General features: G+C 68.2%; 19 protein-coding genes. 15 read left to right on the top strand and 4 right to left on the bottom strand.

What is annotated here, in order from left to right:
- Positions 1–29 precede the first annotated feature (29 nt).
- Positions 30–275 (bottom strand): Fis family transcriptional regulator, encoded by a 246-nt coding sequence (locus KGA65_RS10350; RefSeq protein ID WP_225863066.1) that lies wholly within the window; start codon positions 273–275, stop codon positions 30–32.
- Positions 276–333: 58 nt separating this feature from the next.
- Positions 334–1,374 (bottom strand): tRNA dihydrouridine synthase DusB, encoded by a 1,041-nt coding sequence (dusB, locus tag KGA65_RS10345; protein WP_225863065.1) that lies wholly within the window; start codon positions 1,372–1,374, stop codon positions 334–336.
- 92 nt (positions 1,375–1,466) lie between these two features.
- Between dusB and KGA65_RS10340 the strand changes: the two genes are divergently transcribed.
- Positions 1,467–1,952, top strand: coding sequence for a YqaA family protein (locus KGA65_RS10340; RefSeq protein WP_225863064.1), 486 nt, complete (start codon positions 1,467–1,469; stop codon positions 1,950–1,952).
- Positions 1,953–2,033: 81 nt separating this feature from the next.
- Positions 2,034–3,530 (top strand): carboxypeptidase M32, encoded by a 1,497-nt coding sequence (locus KGA65_RS10335; RefSeq protein ID WP_225863063.1) that lies wholly within the window; start codon positions 2,034–2,036, stop codon positions 3,528–3,530.
- A 12-nt stretch (positions 3,531–3,542) separates the two neighbouring features.
- Here the strand turns inward: KGA65_RS10335 and KGA65_RS10330 are convergent, their stop codons facing one another.
- Both KGA65_RS10330 and KGA65_RS10325 read right to left on the bottom strand, forming a co-directional pair.
- Positions 3,543–4,052 (bottom strand): phasin family protein, encoded by a 510-nt coding sequence (locus KGA65_RS10330; protein WP_225863062.1) that lies wholly within the window; start codon positions 4,050–4,052, stop codon positions 3,543–3,545.
- Between the two features lie 54 nt (positions 4,053–4,106).
- The gene (locus KGA65_RS10325; RefSeq protein ID WP_225863061.1) at positions 4,107–4,394 is read right to left on the bottom strand and encodes a copper-binding protein; all 288 of its coding nucleotides are present in this window, start codon (positions 4,392–4,394) and stop codon (positions 4,107–4,109) included.
- Between the two features lie 178 nt (positions 4,395–4,572).
- On the opposite strand from KGA65_RS10325, the gene argB reads away from it, so the two are divergent.
- The 13 genes from argB (at position 4,573) to tatC (ending at position 13,387) form a co-directional block, all read left to right on the top strand.
- Entirely contained in the window at positions 4,573–5,484 is a 912-nt protein-coding gene (gene argB, locus KGA65_RS10320; protein WP_225863060.1) for an acetylglutamate kinase, read from the top strand.
- Between the two features lies 1 nt (position 5,485).
- Positions 5,486–6,184: a pyrimidine 5'-nucleotidase gene (locus KGA65_RS10315; protein WP_225863059.1), complete on the top strand. Its 699-nt coding sequence runs from the start codon at positions 5,486–5,488 to the stop codon at positions 6,182–6,184.
- A complete protein-coding gene (gene slmA / locus KGA65_RS10310; protein ID WP_225863058.1) occupies positions 6,184–6,849 on the top strand; it encodes a nucleoid occlusion factor SlmA in 666 nt (221 codons plus the stop codon). Before KGA65_RS10315 ends, slmA begins: the two co-directional genes overlap by 1 nt.
- Positions 6,850–6,959: 110 nt before the next feature.
- Complete coding sequence (locus KGA65_RS10305) at positions 6,960–8,825, top strand: bifunctional metallophosphatase/5'-nucleotidase (protein ID WP_225863057.1); 1,866 nt, start codon at positions 6,960–6,962, stop codon at positions 8,823–8,825.
- A gap of 63 nt (positions 8,826–8,888) precedes the next feature.
- On the top strand, positions 8,889–9,782 hold the full coding sequence (locus tag KGA65_RS10300; protein WP_225863056.1) for an ATP-binding protein: 894 nt from the start codon (positions 8,889–8,891) through the stop codon (positions 9,780–9,782).
- Complete coding sequence (locus KGA65_RS10295) at positions 9,779–10,231, top strand: NUDIX domain-containing protein (protein WP_225863055.1); 453 nt, start codon at positions 9,779–9,781, stop codon at positions 10,229–10,231. Before KGA65_RS10300 ends, KGA65_RS10295 begins: the two co-directional genes overlap by 4 nt.
- A gap of 23 nt (positions 10,232–10,254) precedes the next feature.
- On the top strand, positions 10,255–10,647 hold the full coding sequence (gene hisI / locus KGA65_RS10290; protein ID WP_225863054.1) for a phosphoribosyl-AMP cyclohydrolase: 393 nt from the start codon (positions 10,255–10,257) through the stop codon (positions 10,645–10,647).
- A gap of 8 nt (positions 10,648–10,655) precedes the next feature.
- A complete protein-coding gene (locus KGA65_RS10285) occupies positions 10,656–11,006 on the top strand; it encodes a phosphoribosyl-ATP diphosphatase (protein WP_225863053.1) in 351 nt (116 codons plus the stop codon).
- The gene (locus tag KGA65_RS10280) at positions 11,003–11,362 is read left to right on the top strand and encodes a DUF4870 family protein (protein ID WP_225863052.1); all 360 of its coding nucleotides are present in this window, start codon (positions 11,003–11,005) and stop codon (positions 11,360–11,362) included. The genes KGA65_RS10285 and KGA65_RS10280 overlap by 4 nt, the downstream gene beginning before the upstream one ends.
- A gap of 12 nt (positions 11,363–11,374) precedes the next feature.
- Positions 11,375–11,722, top strand: a complete 348-nt coding sequence (locus KGA65_RS10275; RefSeq protein WP_225863051.1) for a histidine triad nucleotide-binding protein — start codon at positions 11,375–11,377, stop codon at positions 11,720–11,722.
- A gap of 112 nt (positions 11,723–11,834) precedes the next feature.
- Positions 11,835–12,074: a Sec-independent protein translocase subunit TatA gene (gene tatA / locus KGA65_RS10270; protein WP_225863050.1), complete on the top strand. Its 240-nt coding sequence runs from the start codon at positions 11,835–11,837 to the stop codon at positions 12,072–12,074.
- A 43-nt stretch (positions 12,075–12,117) separates the two neighbouring features.
- Positions 12,118–12,603, top strand: a complete 486-nt coding sequence (tatB, locus tag KGA65_RS10265) for a Sec-independent protein translocase protein TatB (RefSeq protein WP_225863049.1) — start codon at positions 12,118–12,120, stop codon at positions 12,601–12,603.
- A 1-nt stretch (position 12,604) separates the two neighbouring features.
- Positions 12,605–13,387 (top strand): twin-arginine translocase subunit TatC, encoded by a 783-nt coding sequence (gene tatC / locus KGA65_RS10260; protein ID WP_225863048.1) that lies wholly within the window; start codon positions 12,605–12,607, stop codon positions 13,385–13,387.
- Positions 13,388–13,407 lie beyond the last annotated feature (20 nt).

Below are 13,407 nucleotides of genomic sequence, written 5' to 3'. Positions count from 1 at the left end.
GAGAGTGGAGATGGGGGAGGGCCGGGCGTTCACTTGATCAGCTTGTGCTCGACCAGCTTGCGGCGCAGCGTGTTGCGGTTGATGCCCAGCCATTCGGCGGCCTTGCTCTGGTTGCCGTCGGCCTGCTGCATCACGACCTCCAGCAACGGCTTCTCGACCGTGCGGAGGACCATGTCGTGCAGCGAATGCGGCTCGGCACCGTGCAGATCCTGGAAATACTGGTCCAGCGTCTCGCGGACGCAGGTTTCGAGACTGTTGTCGTTCTTGTGGCTCATGGGGTGGGGCAGAGGGCGGCCAGCCAGAGGGGCGGCGCGGGCGGGGCCGCGCGCGGCGTCAGGCCTGTCGTGCAAGCGTGTCCTGGTTGGCGGCCGGGGGAAGCGAGGGCAGCAGCCGGTGGGTGTCGGCCAGGGCCTCGAAGAAAGTGGTGACGGCGCGCAGCTGGGCTTCGCAGTCGTCCAGGGTGTTCATGGCGGCGCGGAAGGCTTCGCCGCCAGGCAGCGAACGCACGGCCCAGCCGATGTGCTTGCGCGCACTGCGCACGCCGGCCTCTTCGCCGTAGAGGGCGTAGTGGTCGCGCAGGTGCTCGGTCAGCCAACCCTGCACGTCGCGGGTGGCCGGTGGTGCCAGGTGGGTGCCGGTGGCCAGGAAATGGGCGATCTCGCGGAAGATCCAGGGCCGGCCCTGGGCCGCGCGGCCGATCATCAGCGCATCGGCGCCGGTGGCCTGCAGCACGGCCCGCGCCTTCTCGGGCGAGTCGATGTCGCCATTGGCCACCACCGGGATGCGCAGCGCGGCCTTGACGGCGGCGATCGTGTCGTACTCGGCGCTGCCCTTGTAGCCCTGCTCGCGGGTGCGGCCATGCACCGTCACCATCGCCACGCCGGCCGCCTCGGCGCCGCGCGCCAGGGCCAGCGCATTGCGCTCGGTGTCGCACCAGCCGGTGCGCATCTTCAGGGTCACCGGCACGCCCTGGGGCGCGCAGGCGGCCACCACGGCCTCGACGATGGCCAGCGCCAGGGGCTCCTCGCGCATCAGCGCGGAACCGGCCCACTTGTTGCAGACCTTCTTGGCCGGGCAGCCCATGTTGATGTCGATGATCTGGGCGCCGCGGTCGATGTTGTAGCGCGCGGCCTCGGCCATCATGGCCGGCTCGGTGCCCGCGATCTGCACGGCGATCGGCGCCGTCTCCCCGGTGTGGTCGGCCCGGCGCGAGGTCTTCAGCGAGTTCCACAGGTCCTTGCGCGAGGTGACCATCTCGCTGACCGCATAGCCCGCCCCCAGGCGCTTGCACAAGGTGCGAAACGGCCGGTCCGTCACCCCGGCCATCGGGGCGACGAACAAGGCGTTCGGCAGCACATGAGGGCCGATCTGCATGGCGGGCGGTGGGTGGAATTGCTTAAAAAGGAGGCAGGATTATAGGCCCGCGCCGCTGCCGTGTCGGCTTGCCGTCACGCCACAATGCGGCCATGGACTCCTGGATGCATGCCCTGATGGGCTGGATGGCGCTGCCCGAATACGGGCTGACCACCTTGTTCCTGGTGGCGGTGGTGTCGGCCACCTTGTTGCCGGTCGGTTCCGAGGCCGCGCTGTTCGGCCTGGTCAAGCTGCGACCGGATCTGCTGTGGCCGGCGATCCTGGTGGCGACGCTGGGCAACACCCTGGGCGGGGCGATCAGCTGGTGGACCGGCTACGGGGCCGAACGCGCCTATGAGCACCTGCGCCACCGGCCGCCCCAGGAGGCGCGGCTGTTGCGCTGGCTGGAACGTTTCGGTCCCAAGGCCTGCCTGGGTAGCTGGCTGCCGGTGGTGGGCGACCCCTTGTGCGCACTGGCCGGCTGGCTGCGTCTGCCGTTCTGGCCCTGCGTGGCCTACATGGGGGTGGGCAAGCTGTTGCGCTATGTCGTGATGACGCTGGTCCTGCTGGGCTGGTTCCCGGGGGCCTGGGTGGTCTGAACCCTGTGTCCCCCACCTGGGGGGGCTTTCGCTGGGTCGGGCCGGTTGCCCTTGGGGAAGGGCGGACGCCACAATCGTGACATGCCACAAGCCACCCCCAGTTATGACGCGCTGGCCGAACGCCATGCCCGTCTGCACCGTCTGTCCCACCTGCAGGCCCTGGCCCATTGGGATCAGGCGGCCTTCATGCCCCCCGCCGGCAACGAGGCCCGCACTGCGGCCTTGACCGAACTGGCCGGTCTGATGCACCGCCAGCGCACCGACCCGGCGATGGCCGACGAACTGGCCCGGGCGGCCCAGGAGCCGCTGGACGACTGGCAGCGCGCCAACCTGCGCGAGATGCAGCGCGACTGGCGCCAGGCCACCGCGCTGCCCGAGGCTCTGGTCGCGCAGCGGTCGCGGGTCACCTCCCGCTGCGGCCAGGCCTGGCGCACCCAGCGGCCGGCCAACGACTGGGCCGGCTTCCTGGAGAACTTTCGCCCGGTGCTGGCCACGGTACGCGAGGAGGCCCGGCTGCTGGCCGAGCGCAGCGGCCTGCTGCCCTATGACGCCCTGCTGGACCAGTATGAACCCGGCATGACCAGCGCCCAGGTGAAGACCGTGTTCGACCAGGTGCGCACCTGGTTGCCCGGCCTGATCCAGACCGTGGCGGCACGCCAGGCGGCCGAGCCGCCGGTGCAGGGAGCCCAGGGGCCGTTCCCGGTCGAGGCCCAGCGGCAGCTGAGCGAACAGGTCATGCGGCTGCTGGGGTTTGATTTCCAGGCCGGTCGGCTGGATGTGAGCGCCCACCCGTTCACCGGCGGCGTGCCCGAGGACGTGCGCCTGACCACCCGTTTCAGCGAGGACGACTTCCTGCTGGCGCTGATGGGCACGGTGCATGAGACGGGCCACGGCCGCTACGAGCAGAACCTGCCGCGTGCCTGGCTGGGCCAGCCGGTGGGGTTGGCCCGTTCCATGGCGCTGCATGAGAGCCAGAGCCTCTTTTTCGAGATGCAGCTGGGTTCGCACCCCGGCTTTGCCCGACAGCTGGCGCCCCTGCTGGCGCAGGCCTTCGGCGCGCAACCTGCGTTCGCGCCGGACAATCTGCAGCGCCTGTTGACCCGGGTGAAGCCCGGCCTGATCCGGGTCGAGTCGGACGAGGTGACCTATCCCGCCCACATCCTGCTGCGCTTCGACATCGAGCAGGCCTTGATCGACGGGCGGGCCGAGGCCGAGGACATTCCCGCGCTGTGGGACGCGGGCATGCGGGATCTGCTGGGGCTGGACACGCGCGGCAACTTCCGGGATGGCCCGATGCAGGACGTGCACTGGCCGGAGGGCCTGTTCGGCTACTTCCCCTGCTATTCGCTGGGGGCCATGTACGCCGCCCAGTGGTTCGCGGCGCTGCGCCGCGACCTGCCCGACGTGGATGCCGGCATCGCCCGGGGCGAACTGGCCCCGGTGTTCGACTGGCTGCGCGAGCGCATTTGGCAGCAGGGCAGCCGCTGGACGACGCCGGAACTGACGCAGTGGGTCAGCGGTGAGCCGCTCAACCCGGCCTACTTCAAGGCGCACCTGGAGGCGCGCTACCTGGGTTGAAGCCGGCAGGGCTCAGAGCGGGGGGCGCTCCGGGCCGTCGGCGGCCTCGGCCGCGGGGGTGACCGACTTGGCCTTGGCGCGGGCCCGTTTGCGGGCCACGCGCTTGCGGGCCGGCGGGGCCGGCGGCTGCAGTGCCCGCACCTGTTCGGCCAGCGCGGCCACCTGGGCCCGCAGATCGGCCACTTCCTGGGCCGTGGGCAGCCCCATGCGTTGCATCACCTGGCTGGAACGGGCCTCGAAGACCGATTCCAGCTTGTCCCAGGGGGCACCGGCCTTGCCGGCCAATTCGTCGGCCTTGCTGGCCAGCGCCTCGAAGGGCATCTGGGCCTTGTCCTTGAGCTGGCTGCCTTCCTTGACCAGGGCTTCGAACACCTTGCCCCCCTCCTGCTGGGTCTTGGCGAAGGCGCCCAGCCCGGCCAGCCAGATCTGGTGGGCGGAGGCCCGGATGGTGTGGGCCAGGGACTCCGCCGCGGCGCTGTCCGCCGGGCTGTCGGGGTGTTCTTCCGGGGTCGGATCGGTCATGTCTGCTTCTCCTGTGTGACGCAACCGGATGGTGAACCCAATCCGGTCACGGGATCAAGGGAGCTTGCGGATGGACGTCACCACATATTGACCATTCACCTGGGCGGCCTCGAAGGACACCTTGTCCCCCTCGGCCAGCCCTTGCAGCAGGCTGGGCGGGGTGGCCTTGAAGACCATGGTCATCGGGGGCATGTCCAGGTTCGGGATCGGCCCGGCCTTGATCGTCACCTTGGCCTGGGCGCTGTTGATCTTGCGGATCTCGCCCTCAGCGGCGTGGGCGCTCACGGCCAAACCGGCCAGCACGGCGGCAAGCCAGAGGGCGGGGCGGGTCGTCAGGGACATGGCGGTTTCCTTTCTCTTCCTTTAACGCGCGGCCGGGGGCGGAGGCTGACGCGGCCATGCCCCAGCGTAACAGCAACGGCGGCGGCGGCCTGTGCCTACAATGCCGCAGCCCGGTCTGGCATCCGGCCCCGTGGGCTGTCTGAACGGCCGGTTTTTTCACCCGTTCCACGCCGCCACCATGAGCACCGACGCGCCCGTGCCTTCCTCCCTGGACGCCATCCAGCCCCGCGACAAGGCCGAGATCCTGGCCCAGGCCCTGCCCTACATCCGCAAGTTCCACGGCAAGACGCTGGTGATCAAGTACGGCGGCAACGCCATGACCGACCCGGCCCTGCAACAGGACTTCGCCGAGGACATCGTGCTGCTCAAGCTGGTCGGCATGAACCCCATCGTGGTGCATGGCGGGGGGCCGCAGATCGACGCCGCGCTGGCCAAGATCGGCAAGAAGGGCACCTTCGTGCAGGGCATGCGCGTGACCGACCCGGAGACCATGGACGTGGTCGAGTGGGTGCTGGCCGGCGAGGTGCAGCAGGACATCGTCGGCCTGATCAATGCCGTGGGCGGCAAGGCCGTGGGCCTGACCGGCCGCGATGGCGCGATGATCCGCGCTCGCCAGATGCGCCTGGCCGACAAGGACGACCCGAGCAAGACCCACGACGTGGGCCAGGTCGGCGAGATCGTCTCGATCGACCCGAGCGTGGTGAAGGCGCTGCAGGACGACGCTTTCATTCCCGTCATCAGCCCGATCGGCTTTGGCGAGAAGAACGAGAGCTACAACATCAACGCCGATCTGGTGGCCTCCAAGCTGGCCGAGGTGCTCAAGGCCGAGAAGCTGCTGCTGCTGACCAACATCCGCGGGGTGCTGGACAAGCAGGGCCAGCTGCTGACCGACCTGACCGCGCGCCAGATCGACGAGCTGGTGGCCGACGGCACGATCAGCGGTGGCATGCTGCCCAAGATCGCCGGCGCGCTGGATGCCGCCAAGAGTGGGGTCAACACGGTGCACATCGTCGATGGCCGCGTGCCGCATGCCATGCTGCTGGAGATCCTGACCGACCAGGCCTACGGCACGATGATCCGCTCGCACTGAGATGGCGCGCCGCGCGCAGCCGGACCCGGTCTGGCTGTTCGACCTGGACAACACCCTGCACAACGCGGGCGTGTCAGCCTTCCATCACTTCGATGCAGCAATGAACCGCTACATCGAGGACACGCTGCAGGTCAGCCACGAAGAGGCCGACCATCTTCGGGCCCACTACTGGGCCCACTATGGCAACACGCTGGTGGGCCTGGTGCGCCACCACGGCGTGCGGGTCGAGCACTTCGTGCGTGCCACCCACCGGCTGCCGGACCTGGAGCGTGCGCTGATGGGCCACCCGCACGATGTCGCGGCCCTGCGGCGTCTGCCGGGGCGCAAGATCGTGCTGACCAACGCCGGGCGGGATTACGCCGTGCAGGTGCTGCGCCACCTGGGCCTGCTGGCCTGCTTCGACGAGGTGGTGGGCGTGGAGCAGATGCACTGCTTTGGCGATCTGCGGCCCAAACCCGATGCGCGCATGCTGCGGCTGCTGGCCGCCCGACTGAAGGTGTCGCCCAGCCGGTGCGTGCTGGTGGAAGACAGCCTGATGAACCAGAAGTCGGCCCACCGGGTGGGCATGCGCGCGGTGTGGATGCAGCGCTGGTCGCGGCGCCACGCGCATGGGCCGGAGCAGGGCGCGCGGCTGGCCCGTCGGCCTGCGTATGTGTATGCCAGAATCGGCTCGCTTCAACAGCTGCACCGCCTGCCGTGATGTCTGACCAGCCCGAAACCCTGGAACCGGTCGAAACCGAGACATCCGCTGCGTCTGCGCTGGAGGTGCCCCCGGCGCCGGCCGCCCGCAAGCGGCCCAAGCCGGGCGAGCGTCGGGTGCAGATCCTGCAGGCCCTGGCGGCGATGCTGGAGCAGCCCGGGGCCGAGCGCATCACCACCGCGGCCCTGGCGGCGCGGCTGGCGGTCAGCGAGGCGGCCCTCTACCGCCATTTCGCCAGCAAGGCCCAGATGTTCGAAGGCCTGCTGGAGTTCATCGAGTCCAGTGTCTTCACGCTGCTCAACCAGGTGGCCGAACGCGAAACCCAGGGCCTGGACCAGGCCCGTCGCATGGTTCAGGTGCTGCTGCAGTTCGGTGAGCGCAACCCGGGCATGAGCCGCGTGATGGTCGGTGATGCGCTGGTCTTCGAGCATGAGCGCCTGGGCGTGCGGATGAACCAGTTCTTCGACCGCATCGAGTCCATGCTGCGCCAGAGCCTGCGCCTGGCCGCCGAATCGGCCGGTTCGGCCACCCCCACGGTGGATGCCAATGGGCAGGCCTCGGCGCTGACCTGCTTTGCCATCGGCCGCCTGCAGCGCTTTGCCCGCTCGGGCTTTCGCCGGCTGCCCACCGAGCAGTTGGACATCGCCCTGCGCATGCTGGCCTGAGCGACCTGGCGCGGCCCCCCCAGACTGTGGGGGGTGGGCGATCACGTCAAGCGGGTGTCATCGCCTCCCCGCTCCAATCCGGGCTCCAACCATGTTTTCAGGGAGCCCGTATGTTCATCCAGACCCGCCTGATGTGGGCACTGACGGCCATGATGGCTGTGGGTGCGGCCCACGCTGCCGCCGGCGCCAAGACCACCCTCGTCCGCACGGCCGCCGCCAAGGACACCGGCAACCCGGTGATCAAGGTGCTGGCCCTCAACGACTTCCACGGCGCGCTGGAGTCGCCGGGCACCTACAAGGCCAGTGGCGATGCGGCGGCGGTGCCCGCCGGTGGGGTGGACGAGATCGCCGGCTACATTGCCGCGGCCCGGGCGGCCAACCCGAACACCGTGGTCGTCTCGGCCGGTGACCTCATCGGTGCCAGCCCGTTGGTGTCGGCCCTGTTCCATGATGAGCCGACCATCGAGACGATGAACCGCGCCGGGCTGGACTTCAATGCCGTGGGCAACCACGAGTTCGACGACGGCAAGGCCGAGCTCAAGCGCATGGCCCAGGGCGGCTGTCACCCCAGCGACGCGGTCAACAGCTGCCGCGGCGCCCAGGTGGGCACGCCGGTGCCGTTTGAGGGCGCGCAGTTCAAGTTCCTGGCGGCCAACGTGGTCAACGCCAAGAGCGGCGACACGATGTTCAAGCCCTATGGCATCAAGGCCTTTCAGGTGGGCGGCAAGAAGGTCAAGGTGGCCTTCATCGGCCTGACCCTCAAGGAAACGCCGCAGATCGTCACCCCCTCGGGCGTGAAGGGCCTGAAGTTCAACGACGAGGCCGCCACCGTCAACCAGCTGGTGCCTGCGCTGCGCGCCCAGGGTGTGGAGGCCATCGTGGTGCTGATCCACCAGGGCGGGGTGCAGACCGGCTCCACGGTGGACATCAACGCCTGCGCCGGCAACCTGGACGGCTCGCCGATCAAGACCATCGTCAGCCAGCTCGACGATGCGGTGGACCTGGTGATCAGCGGCCACACCCACGCGGCCTACAACTGCCAGCTGCCGGTAACCTCGGGTCGCCTGATCCCGGTCACCAGCGCCAACACCCAGGGCAGGGTGCTGACCGAGATCGACATGACCCTGGACCGCACGACCGGCCATGTGGCTGCGATCACCGCGCTGAACAAGGTGGTGGACCGCGGCAACGCCGCCATCGTGCCGAACGCGCAGATCGCCGGCATCGTCTCGGCCTACAAGGCGCTGGCCGCGCCGGTGGCCAACCAGGTGATCGGTTCGATCACCACCGACCTGCCCAACACCAAGGACGCCGCCTGCAACATGCCGGCGGGCGACTTGATCGCCGATTCGCAGTGGGCCGCCACCAGTGCGTCCAACGTGGGTGGTGCGCAGTTCGCGCTGATGAACCCGGGCGGGGTGCGCAGCCCTGGCTTCGTCTATGTCGGCAGCACCGCTGGCGAGGGCGACGGCAACGTCACCTACGGCGAGGCCTTCACCGTCCAGCCCTTCGGCAACAGCCTGGTCACGCTCACGCTGACCACCCAGCAGGTGCGCGACACGCTGGAGCAGCAGTTCCCCGGCTGTGTCGGCCAGACCAGCACCTATGCCAAGGTGCTGCTGCCCTCCAAGGGCATCCGCTACGAGTGGGACAACACCCAGGCCTGCGGGGCCAAGGTGCGCAACCTGACGCTGACCACGGGCGCCGGGGTGCAAACCCTGGTGGACGGCGGCGGGCAGCTGGTGGATGCCGGCAAGACCTGGCGCGTCACGGTGAACAACTTCCTGGCCGATGGCGGGGACGGCTTCAGCGTGCTGAAGGGGGGCACCAACCGCCTGGGCGGCGCGCAGGACATCGATGCGCTGTCGGCGTATCTGGCGGCCTACAAGGCGCCGGCACCGGCCTATGACCCTGCGGCCGCCCACCTGGGCAAGCCGCGCATCGTCCGGCTGGATGCCGGCACCGCCTGCCCCTGAGGGCGCCGGTGGCGACGGGCGGCCACTGGCCGCCCGTCGGAGCGTCCCTCGTACACTGGGCGCATGAACCTGGAAGATCTGGAGCCCCTGCTGCTGCGTGCCGAGCGGGTGCTGGAACGGCTGGAGGCTTGGCTGCCCCGGCCGCTGGGCGCGCCCGATTGGGAACTGTCGACGGCCTACCGCTACCGCCGCCGCAACGGCATGGGGCAGCTGGAGCCGGTGCGGCATGTGTCGACCATTGCGCTGGCCGACCTGCACGAGATCGATGCTCAGAAGGAGCGCCTGTGGCGCAACACGGCGCAGTTCGTGGCCGGCCAGCCGGCCAACAATGTGCTGTTGACTGGCGCCCGCGGCACCGGCAAGAGCTCACTGATCAAGGCCTGCCTGAACACCTTTGCCGACCAGGGCCTGCGCCTGATCGAGATCGACAAGGCCGATCTGGTGGACCTGCCGGACGTGGTGGAGCTGGTCTCGCGCCGGCCTGAGCACTTCATCGTCTTCTGCGACGACCTGAGCTTCGAGGAAGGCGAATCCGGCTACAAGGCGCTCAAGTCCATCCTGGATGGTTCGGTGGCCGCGTCCAGCGACAACGTGCTGATCTACGCCACCAGCAACCGGCGCCACCTCTTGCCCGAGACGATGAAGGACAACCTCAGCTACCAGCACACCGACGATGGCGAGCTCCATCCCGGCGAGGTGGTCGAGGAGAAGATCTCGCTGTCCGAACGCTTCGGCCTGTGGATCAGCTTCTACCCCTTCAGCCAGGCCGAGTACCTGGCCATCGTCGCGCAGTGGCTCTCGCACTTCGGGCTGGACGTTGCCGCCATCGAGGCGGCCCGGCCCGAGGCCCTGGTGTTCGCGCTGGAGCGCGGCTCGCGCTCCGGCCGGGTGGCCTACCAGTTCGCGCGCGACCTGGCGGGCCGTCGGGCGCTGGGTGCGCAAGGCGGTGTGGCATGAGCGCGTCGGGCACGGAGCGCACGCCGGTCCAGGTGGCCGTGGGCGTGCTGGTGGAACGCGATGCCCAGGGGCGCGAAGGCCGGTTCCTGCTCACCTCGCGCCCCGAAGGCAAGGTCTACGCCGGCTACTGGGAGTTCCCCGGCGGCAAGCTGGAAGCCGGTGAGACGGTGCACGAGGCCCTGGCGCGCGAGCTGTGGGAGGAGCTGGGCATCCGCATCGGCGCGAGTCACCCCTGGCGGGAGCTGGTGATGGACTATCCCCACGCCCGGGTGCACCTGCATTTCCACAAGGTCTACGACTGGACCGGTGCGTTTGAGATGCGCGAACAGCAGGCCATGGCCTGGGAAAACCTGCCGGTGGCCAGTCACCCGGTGCTGCCGGGCACCATCCCGGTGCTGCAGTGGTTTGCCGCCGAACGTGGCTTCGCCGGCGCCACCCATCGCGACTGAGCGGCTTCGCTACACTGCCCACCATGGATTGGTTGGATCACATCAAGTGGGACCGTGACGGCCTGGTGCCGGTCATCGCCCAGGAAGCCGCGACCGGCGACGTGCTGATGTTCGCCTGGATGAACCGCGAGGCCCTGGCCCGCACCGCCGCGCTGAAGCAGGCCGTCTATTTCAGCCGCTCGCGCCAGAAGCTCTGGCACAAGGGCGAGGAGTCGGGCCATTTCCAGCAGGTGCATGAGATCCGGGTCGACTGCGACCAGGACGTGGTGCTGCTGAAGATCACCCAGCTGGGCCATGAGCCCGGCATCGCCTGCCACACCGGCCGCCACAGCTGCTTCTTCGAGCGGCTGGAAGGCGACCAATGGCAGGCCGTGGACCCGGTCCTGAAGGACCCGGCCACCATCTACAAGGCATGAGCATTCCCATGAGTTCGAACGACACGCTGCAACGCCTGCATGAGGTGATCGAGAGCCGGCGCGGTGGCGACCCCGACAAGAGCTACGTCGCCCGCCTGTTCCACAAGGGCACCGACACCATCCTGAAGAAGGTGGGGGAGGAGGCCGTCGAGACGGTGATGGCCGGCAAGGACGGCGACCGCGCCAAGATCATCTACGAGACGGCGGACCTGTGGTTCCACTCGATGGTCGCGCTGGCGCACTTCGGGCTGTCGCCGGCCGACGTGCTCAAGGAACTGGAGCGGCGCGAGGGGCTGTCTGGCCTGGAGGAGTTCGCCGCCCGCAAGGCGCAACAACGCGAACACCAGGAGGGTTCATGAACGATGTGATCGACACGGCACCGTCGGCAGAACGGCTGGCCAGCCTCAAGCAGCTCACGCTGATCACCTACATCCTGTATGCGCTCAGCGCGGTGATCGGGTTCACCGCCATCGTGGCGGTGATCATCAATTACGTGAAGCGCGAGGACACGGCCGGCACGATCTACGAGAGCCACTTCACCTGGCAGATCCGGACCTTCTGGTTCAGCCTGTTGTGGGCCGTGTTGGGCTTCGTCACGATCATCGTCGGCGTCGGCTTCATTGTGCTGTTCGCCGACTCGATCTGGGTCATCTACCGGATCGTCAAGGGCATCCTGAACTGGAACGACAACAAGCCCATGCCGGTCAAGGCCTGAGGCAGCGACACCATGCACACCGATCCCGACTGCATTTTCTGCAAGATCGTCGCCGGGCAGATCCCGGCCAAGAAGGTCTACGAAGACGACGACGTGCTGGCCTTCCACGACATCCACCCGTGGGCGCCGGTGCATTTCCTGATCATTCCCAAGACCCACATCGCCACGATGGCCGACATCACGCCGGCCGAGCAGGCGCTGCTGGGCAAGATGATGGTGCTGGCACCGCAGCTGATGGCCCAGTTGGGCGTCACCGGCGGCTTCCGCCAGATCATCAACACCGGCCGGGATGGCGGGCAGGAGGTCTACCACCTGCACATGCACGTCATCGGTGGCCCGCGCCCCTGGACCAAGGGCTGACCCTGGGGCCGGCAGGGCCTAGGGTCAGCTGACGGGCCCGTGACACGGGTTTGACGCAAAGTGTCACGAACCGCCCCGTAGAATCGTGGACATTGTTTTCTGGAGAATTCACATGGGATCGTTCAGCATCTGGCATTGGCTGATCGTGCTGGTGGTGGTTGTGCTGATCTTCGGCACCAAGAAGCTGAAGAACGTGGGCTCCGACCTGGGCTCCGCGGTCAAGGGCTTCAAGGACGGCATGAAGAACGGCGCCGAAAGCGAAGCTCCGGCCGAGCCCGCACCGCAGGTCACCGCGCAGAAGTCGGCCAACGACAGCAACACGGTTGACGTGGACGCCCGTCCGAAGTCCTGAGCGTGTCGCTGTCTGACACCTTCATGACCCAACCGGCGGCCGCATGATCGATTTCGGCTTCGACAAGCTGGCCCTCATTGGCGCCGTGGCGCTGATCGTGATCGGCCCTGAAAAGCTGCCGCGCGTGGCCCGCACGGTGGGCCATTTCCTCGGCAAGGCCCAGCGCTACGTGGCCGACGTCAAGGCGGAGGTCAACCGCTCGATCGAACTGGAAGAGCTTCAGAAAATGAAGACACAGTTCGAGACGGCGGCGCGCGACGTCAGCCAGAGTGTCCAGCAGGAGGTGCAGCAGGCGGCCAGCTCCGTCGAACAGGCCTGGAGCTCAGGCACCGAAGGGGACACGCCTGCACTGGCCTCGACCGAACCGGCATGGAACCCCGTGCCGGATTACCACCCGCCGCGCAAGCGCTGGCGCATGAAGCGCGGCGCCGTGCCCCGCTGGTACAAGCAGCGGCAGGGCGTGCGTCTGCACGTGCAATCCGGCGCGGCCCGCGTGGCCCGTTTCCGTCCGCCCCGTTCAGGGGCCTGATATGAGCCAAGAACCTCGCGACGAACTGGAGGGCACCGAGGCCCCGTTCGTCTCCCACCTGATCGAATTGCGCGATCGCCTGGTGCGTTCGCTGCTGGCCGTCGGCGTGGCCTTTGGCGTGCTGGCCATCTGGCCCGGTCCGGCGGGGCTGTACGACCTGCTGGCGGCCCCGCTGGTGACCACGCTGCCGCATGGCGCGACGATGATCGCCACCAACGTCATCTCGCCCTTCCTGGTGCCGCTCAAGATCACCCTGATGGCCGCCTTCATGCTGGCGTTGCCCGTGGTGCTCTACCAGATCTGGGCTTTCGTGGCGCCGGGTCTCTACAACCACGAAAAGAAGCTGGTGCTGCCGCTGGTCATCTCCAGCACCGTGCTGTTCCTCACGGGCGTGGCCTTCTGCTACTTCTTTGTCTTCGGCAAGGTCTTCAAGTTCATCCAGAGCTTTGCCCCGCACAGCATCACCGCGGCGCCGGACATTGAGGCCTACCTGAGCTTTGTGCTGACCATGTTCGTGGCCTTCGGGGCGGCCTTCGAGGTGCCGGTGGCCGTGGTCGTGCTGGTGCGCATCGGCATCGTCACGGTGGAAAAGCTGCGCGAATTCCGCGGCTACTTCATCGTGCTGGCCTTCATCATCGCGGCCATCCTGACCCCGCCAGACATCGTTTCGCAGCTCTCGCTGGCAATTCCGATGTGCGTTCTCTACGAGCTGGGCATCCTGGCCGCTGGCGTGTTCGTCAAGCACACCCAGTTCCCGGACGCAGACGCCGACAAGAGCGCCTGAGGTTCAGGCGCTCCGGCGGG

The organism is Ideonella benzenivorans (assembly GCF_020387415.1).
GTDB lineage: Bacteria > Pseudomonadota > Gammaproteobacteria > Burkholderiales > Burkholderiaceae_C > Ideonella > Ideonella benzenivorans.
This window is presented reverse-complemented; position numbering and strand designations above follow the sequence as displayed.

What these genes read in the sequence shown, in the direction of transcription:
- KGA65_RS10330 (WP_225863062.1), bottom strand. Translation starts at nt 4,052, where the DNA reads ATGACCGATCCGACCCCGGAAGAACACCCCGACAGCCCGGCGGACAGC.
- KGA65_RS10305 (WP_225863057.1), top strand. Translation starts at nt 6,960, where the DNA reads ATGTTCATCCAGACCCGCCTGATGTGGGCACTGACGGCCATGATGGCT.
- hisI (WP_225863054.1), top strand. Translation starts at nt 10,255, where the DNA reads ATGGATTGGTTGGATCACATCAAGTGGGACCGTGACGGCCTGGTGCCG.
- KGA65_RS10295 (WP_225863055.1), top strand. Translation starts at nt 9,779, where the DNA reads ATGAGCGCGTCGGGCACGGAGCGCACGCCGGTCCAGGTGGCCGTGGGC.
- KGA65_RS10300 (WP_225863056.1), top strand. Translation starts at nt 8,889, where the DNA reads ATGAACCTGGAAGATCTGGAGCCCCTGCTGCTGCGTGCCGAGCGGGTG.
- slmA (WP_225863058.1), top strand. Translation starts at nt 6,184, where the DNA reads ATGTCTGACCAGCCCGAAACCCTGGAACCGGTCGAAACCGAGACATCC.
- argB (WP_225863060.1), top strand. Translation starts at nt 4,573, where the DNA reads ATGAGCACCGACGCGCCCGTGCCTTCCTCCCTGGACGCCATCCAGCCC.
- tatC (WP_225863048.1), top strand. Translation starts at nt 12,605, where the DNA reads ATGAGCCAAGAACCTCGCGACGAACTGGAGGGCACCGAGGCCCCGTTC.
- tatB (WP_225863049.1), top strand. Translation starts at nt 12,118, where the DNA reads ATGATCGATTTCGGCTTCGACAAGCTGGCCCTCATTGGCGCCGTGGCG.
- KGA65_RS10350 (WP_225863066.1), bottom strand. Translation starts at nt 275, where the DNA reads ATGAGCCACAAGAACGACAACAGTCTCGAAACCTGCGTCCGCGAGACG.
- KGA65_RS10325 (WP_225863061.1), bottom strand. Translation starts at nt 4,394, where the DNA reads ATGTCCCTGACGACCCGCCCCGCCCTCTGGCTTGCCGCCGTGCTGGCC.
- dusB (WP_225863065.1), bottom strand. Translation starts at nt 1,374, where the DNA reads ATGCAGATCGGCCCTCATGTGCTGCCGAACGCCTTGTTCGTCGCCCCG.
- KGA65_RS10275 (WP_225863051.1), top strand. Translation starts at nt 11,375, where the DNA reads ATGCACACCGATCCCGACTGCATTTTCTGCAAGATCGTCGCCGGGCAG.
- KGA65_RS10335 (WP_225863063.1), top strand. Translation starts at nt 2,034, where the DNA reads ATGCCACAAGCCACCCCCAGTTATGACGCGCTGGCCGAACGCCATGCC.
- KGA65_RS10285 (WP_225863053.1), top strand. Translation starts at nt 10,656, where the DNA reads ATGAGTTCGAACGACACGCTGCAACGCCTGCATGAGGTGATCGAGAGC.
- KGA65_RS10315 (WP_225863059.1), top strand. Translation starts at nt 5,486, where the DNA reads ATGGCGCGCCGCGCGCAGCCGGACCCGGTCTGGCTGTTCGACCTGGAC.
- KGA65_RS10340 (WP_225863064.1), top strand. Translation starts at nt 1,467, where the DNA reads ATGGACTCCTGGATGCATGCCCTGATGGGCTGGATGGCGCTGCCCGAA.
- KGA65_RS10280 (WP_225863052.1), top strand. Translation starts at nt 11,003, where the DNA reads ATGAACGATGTGATCGACACGGCACCGTCGGCAGAACGGCTGGCCAGC.
- tatA (WP_225863050.1), top strand. Translation starts at nt 11,835, where the DNA reads ATGGGATCGTTCAGCATCTGGCATTGGCTGATCGTGCTGGTGGTGGTT.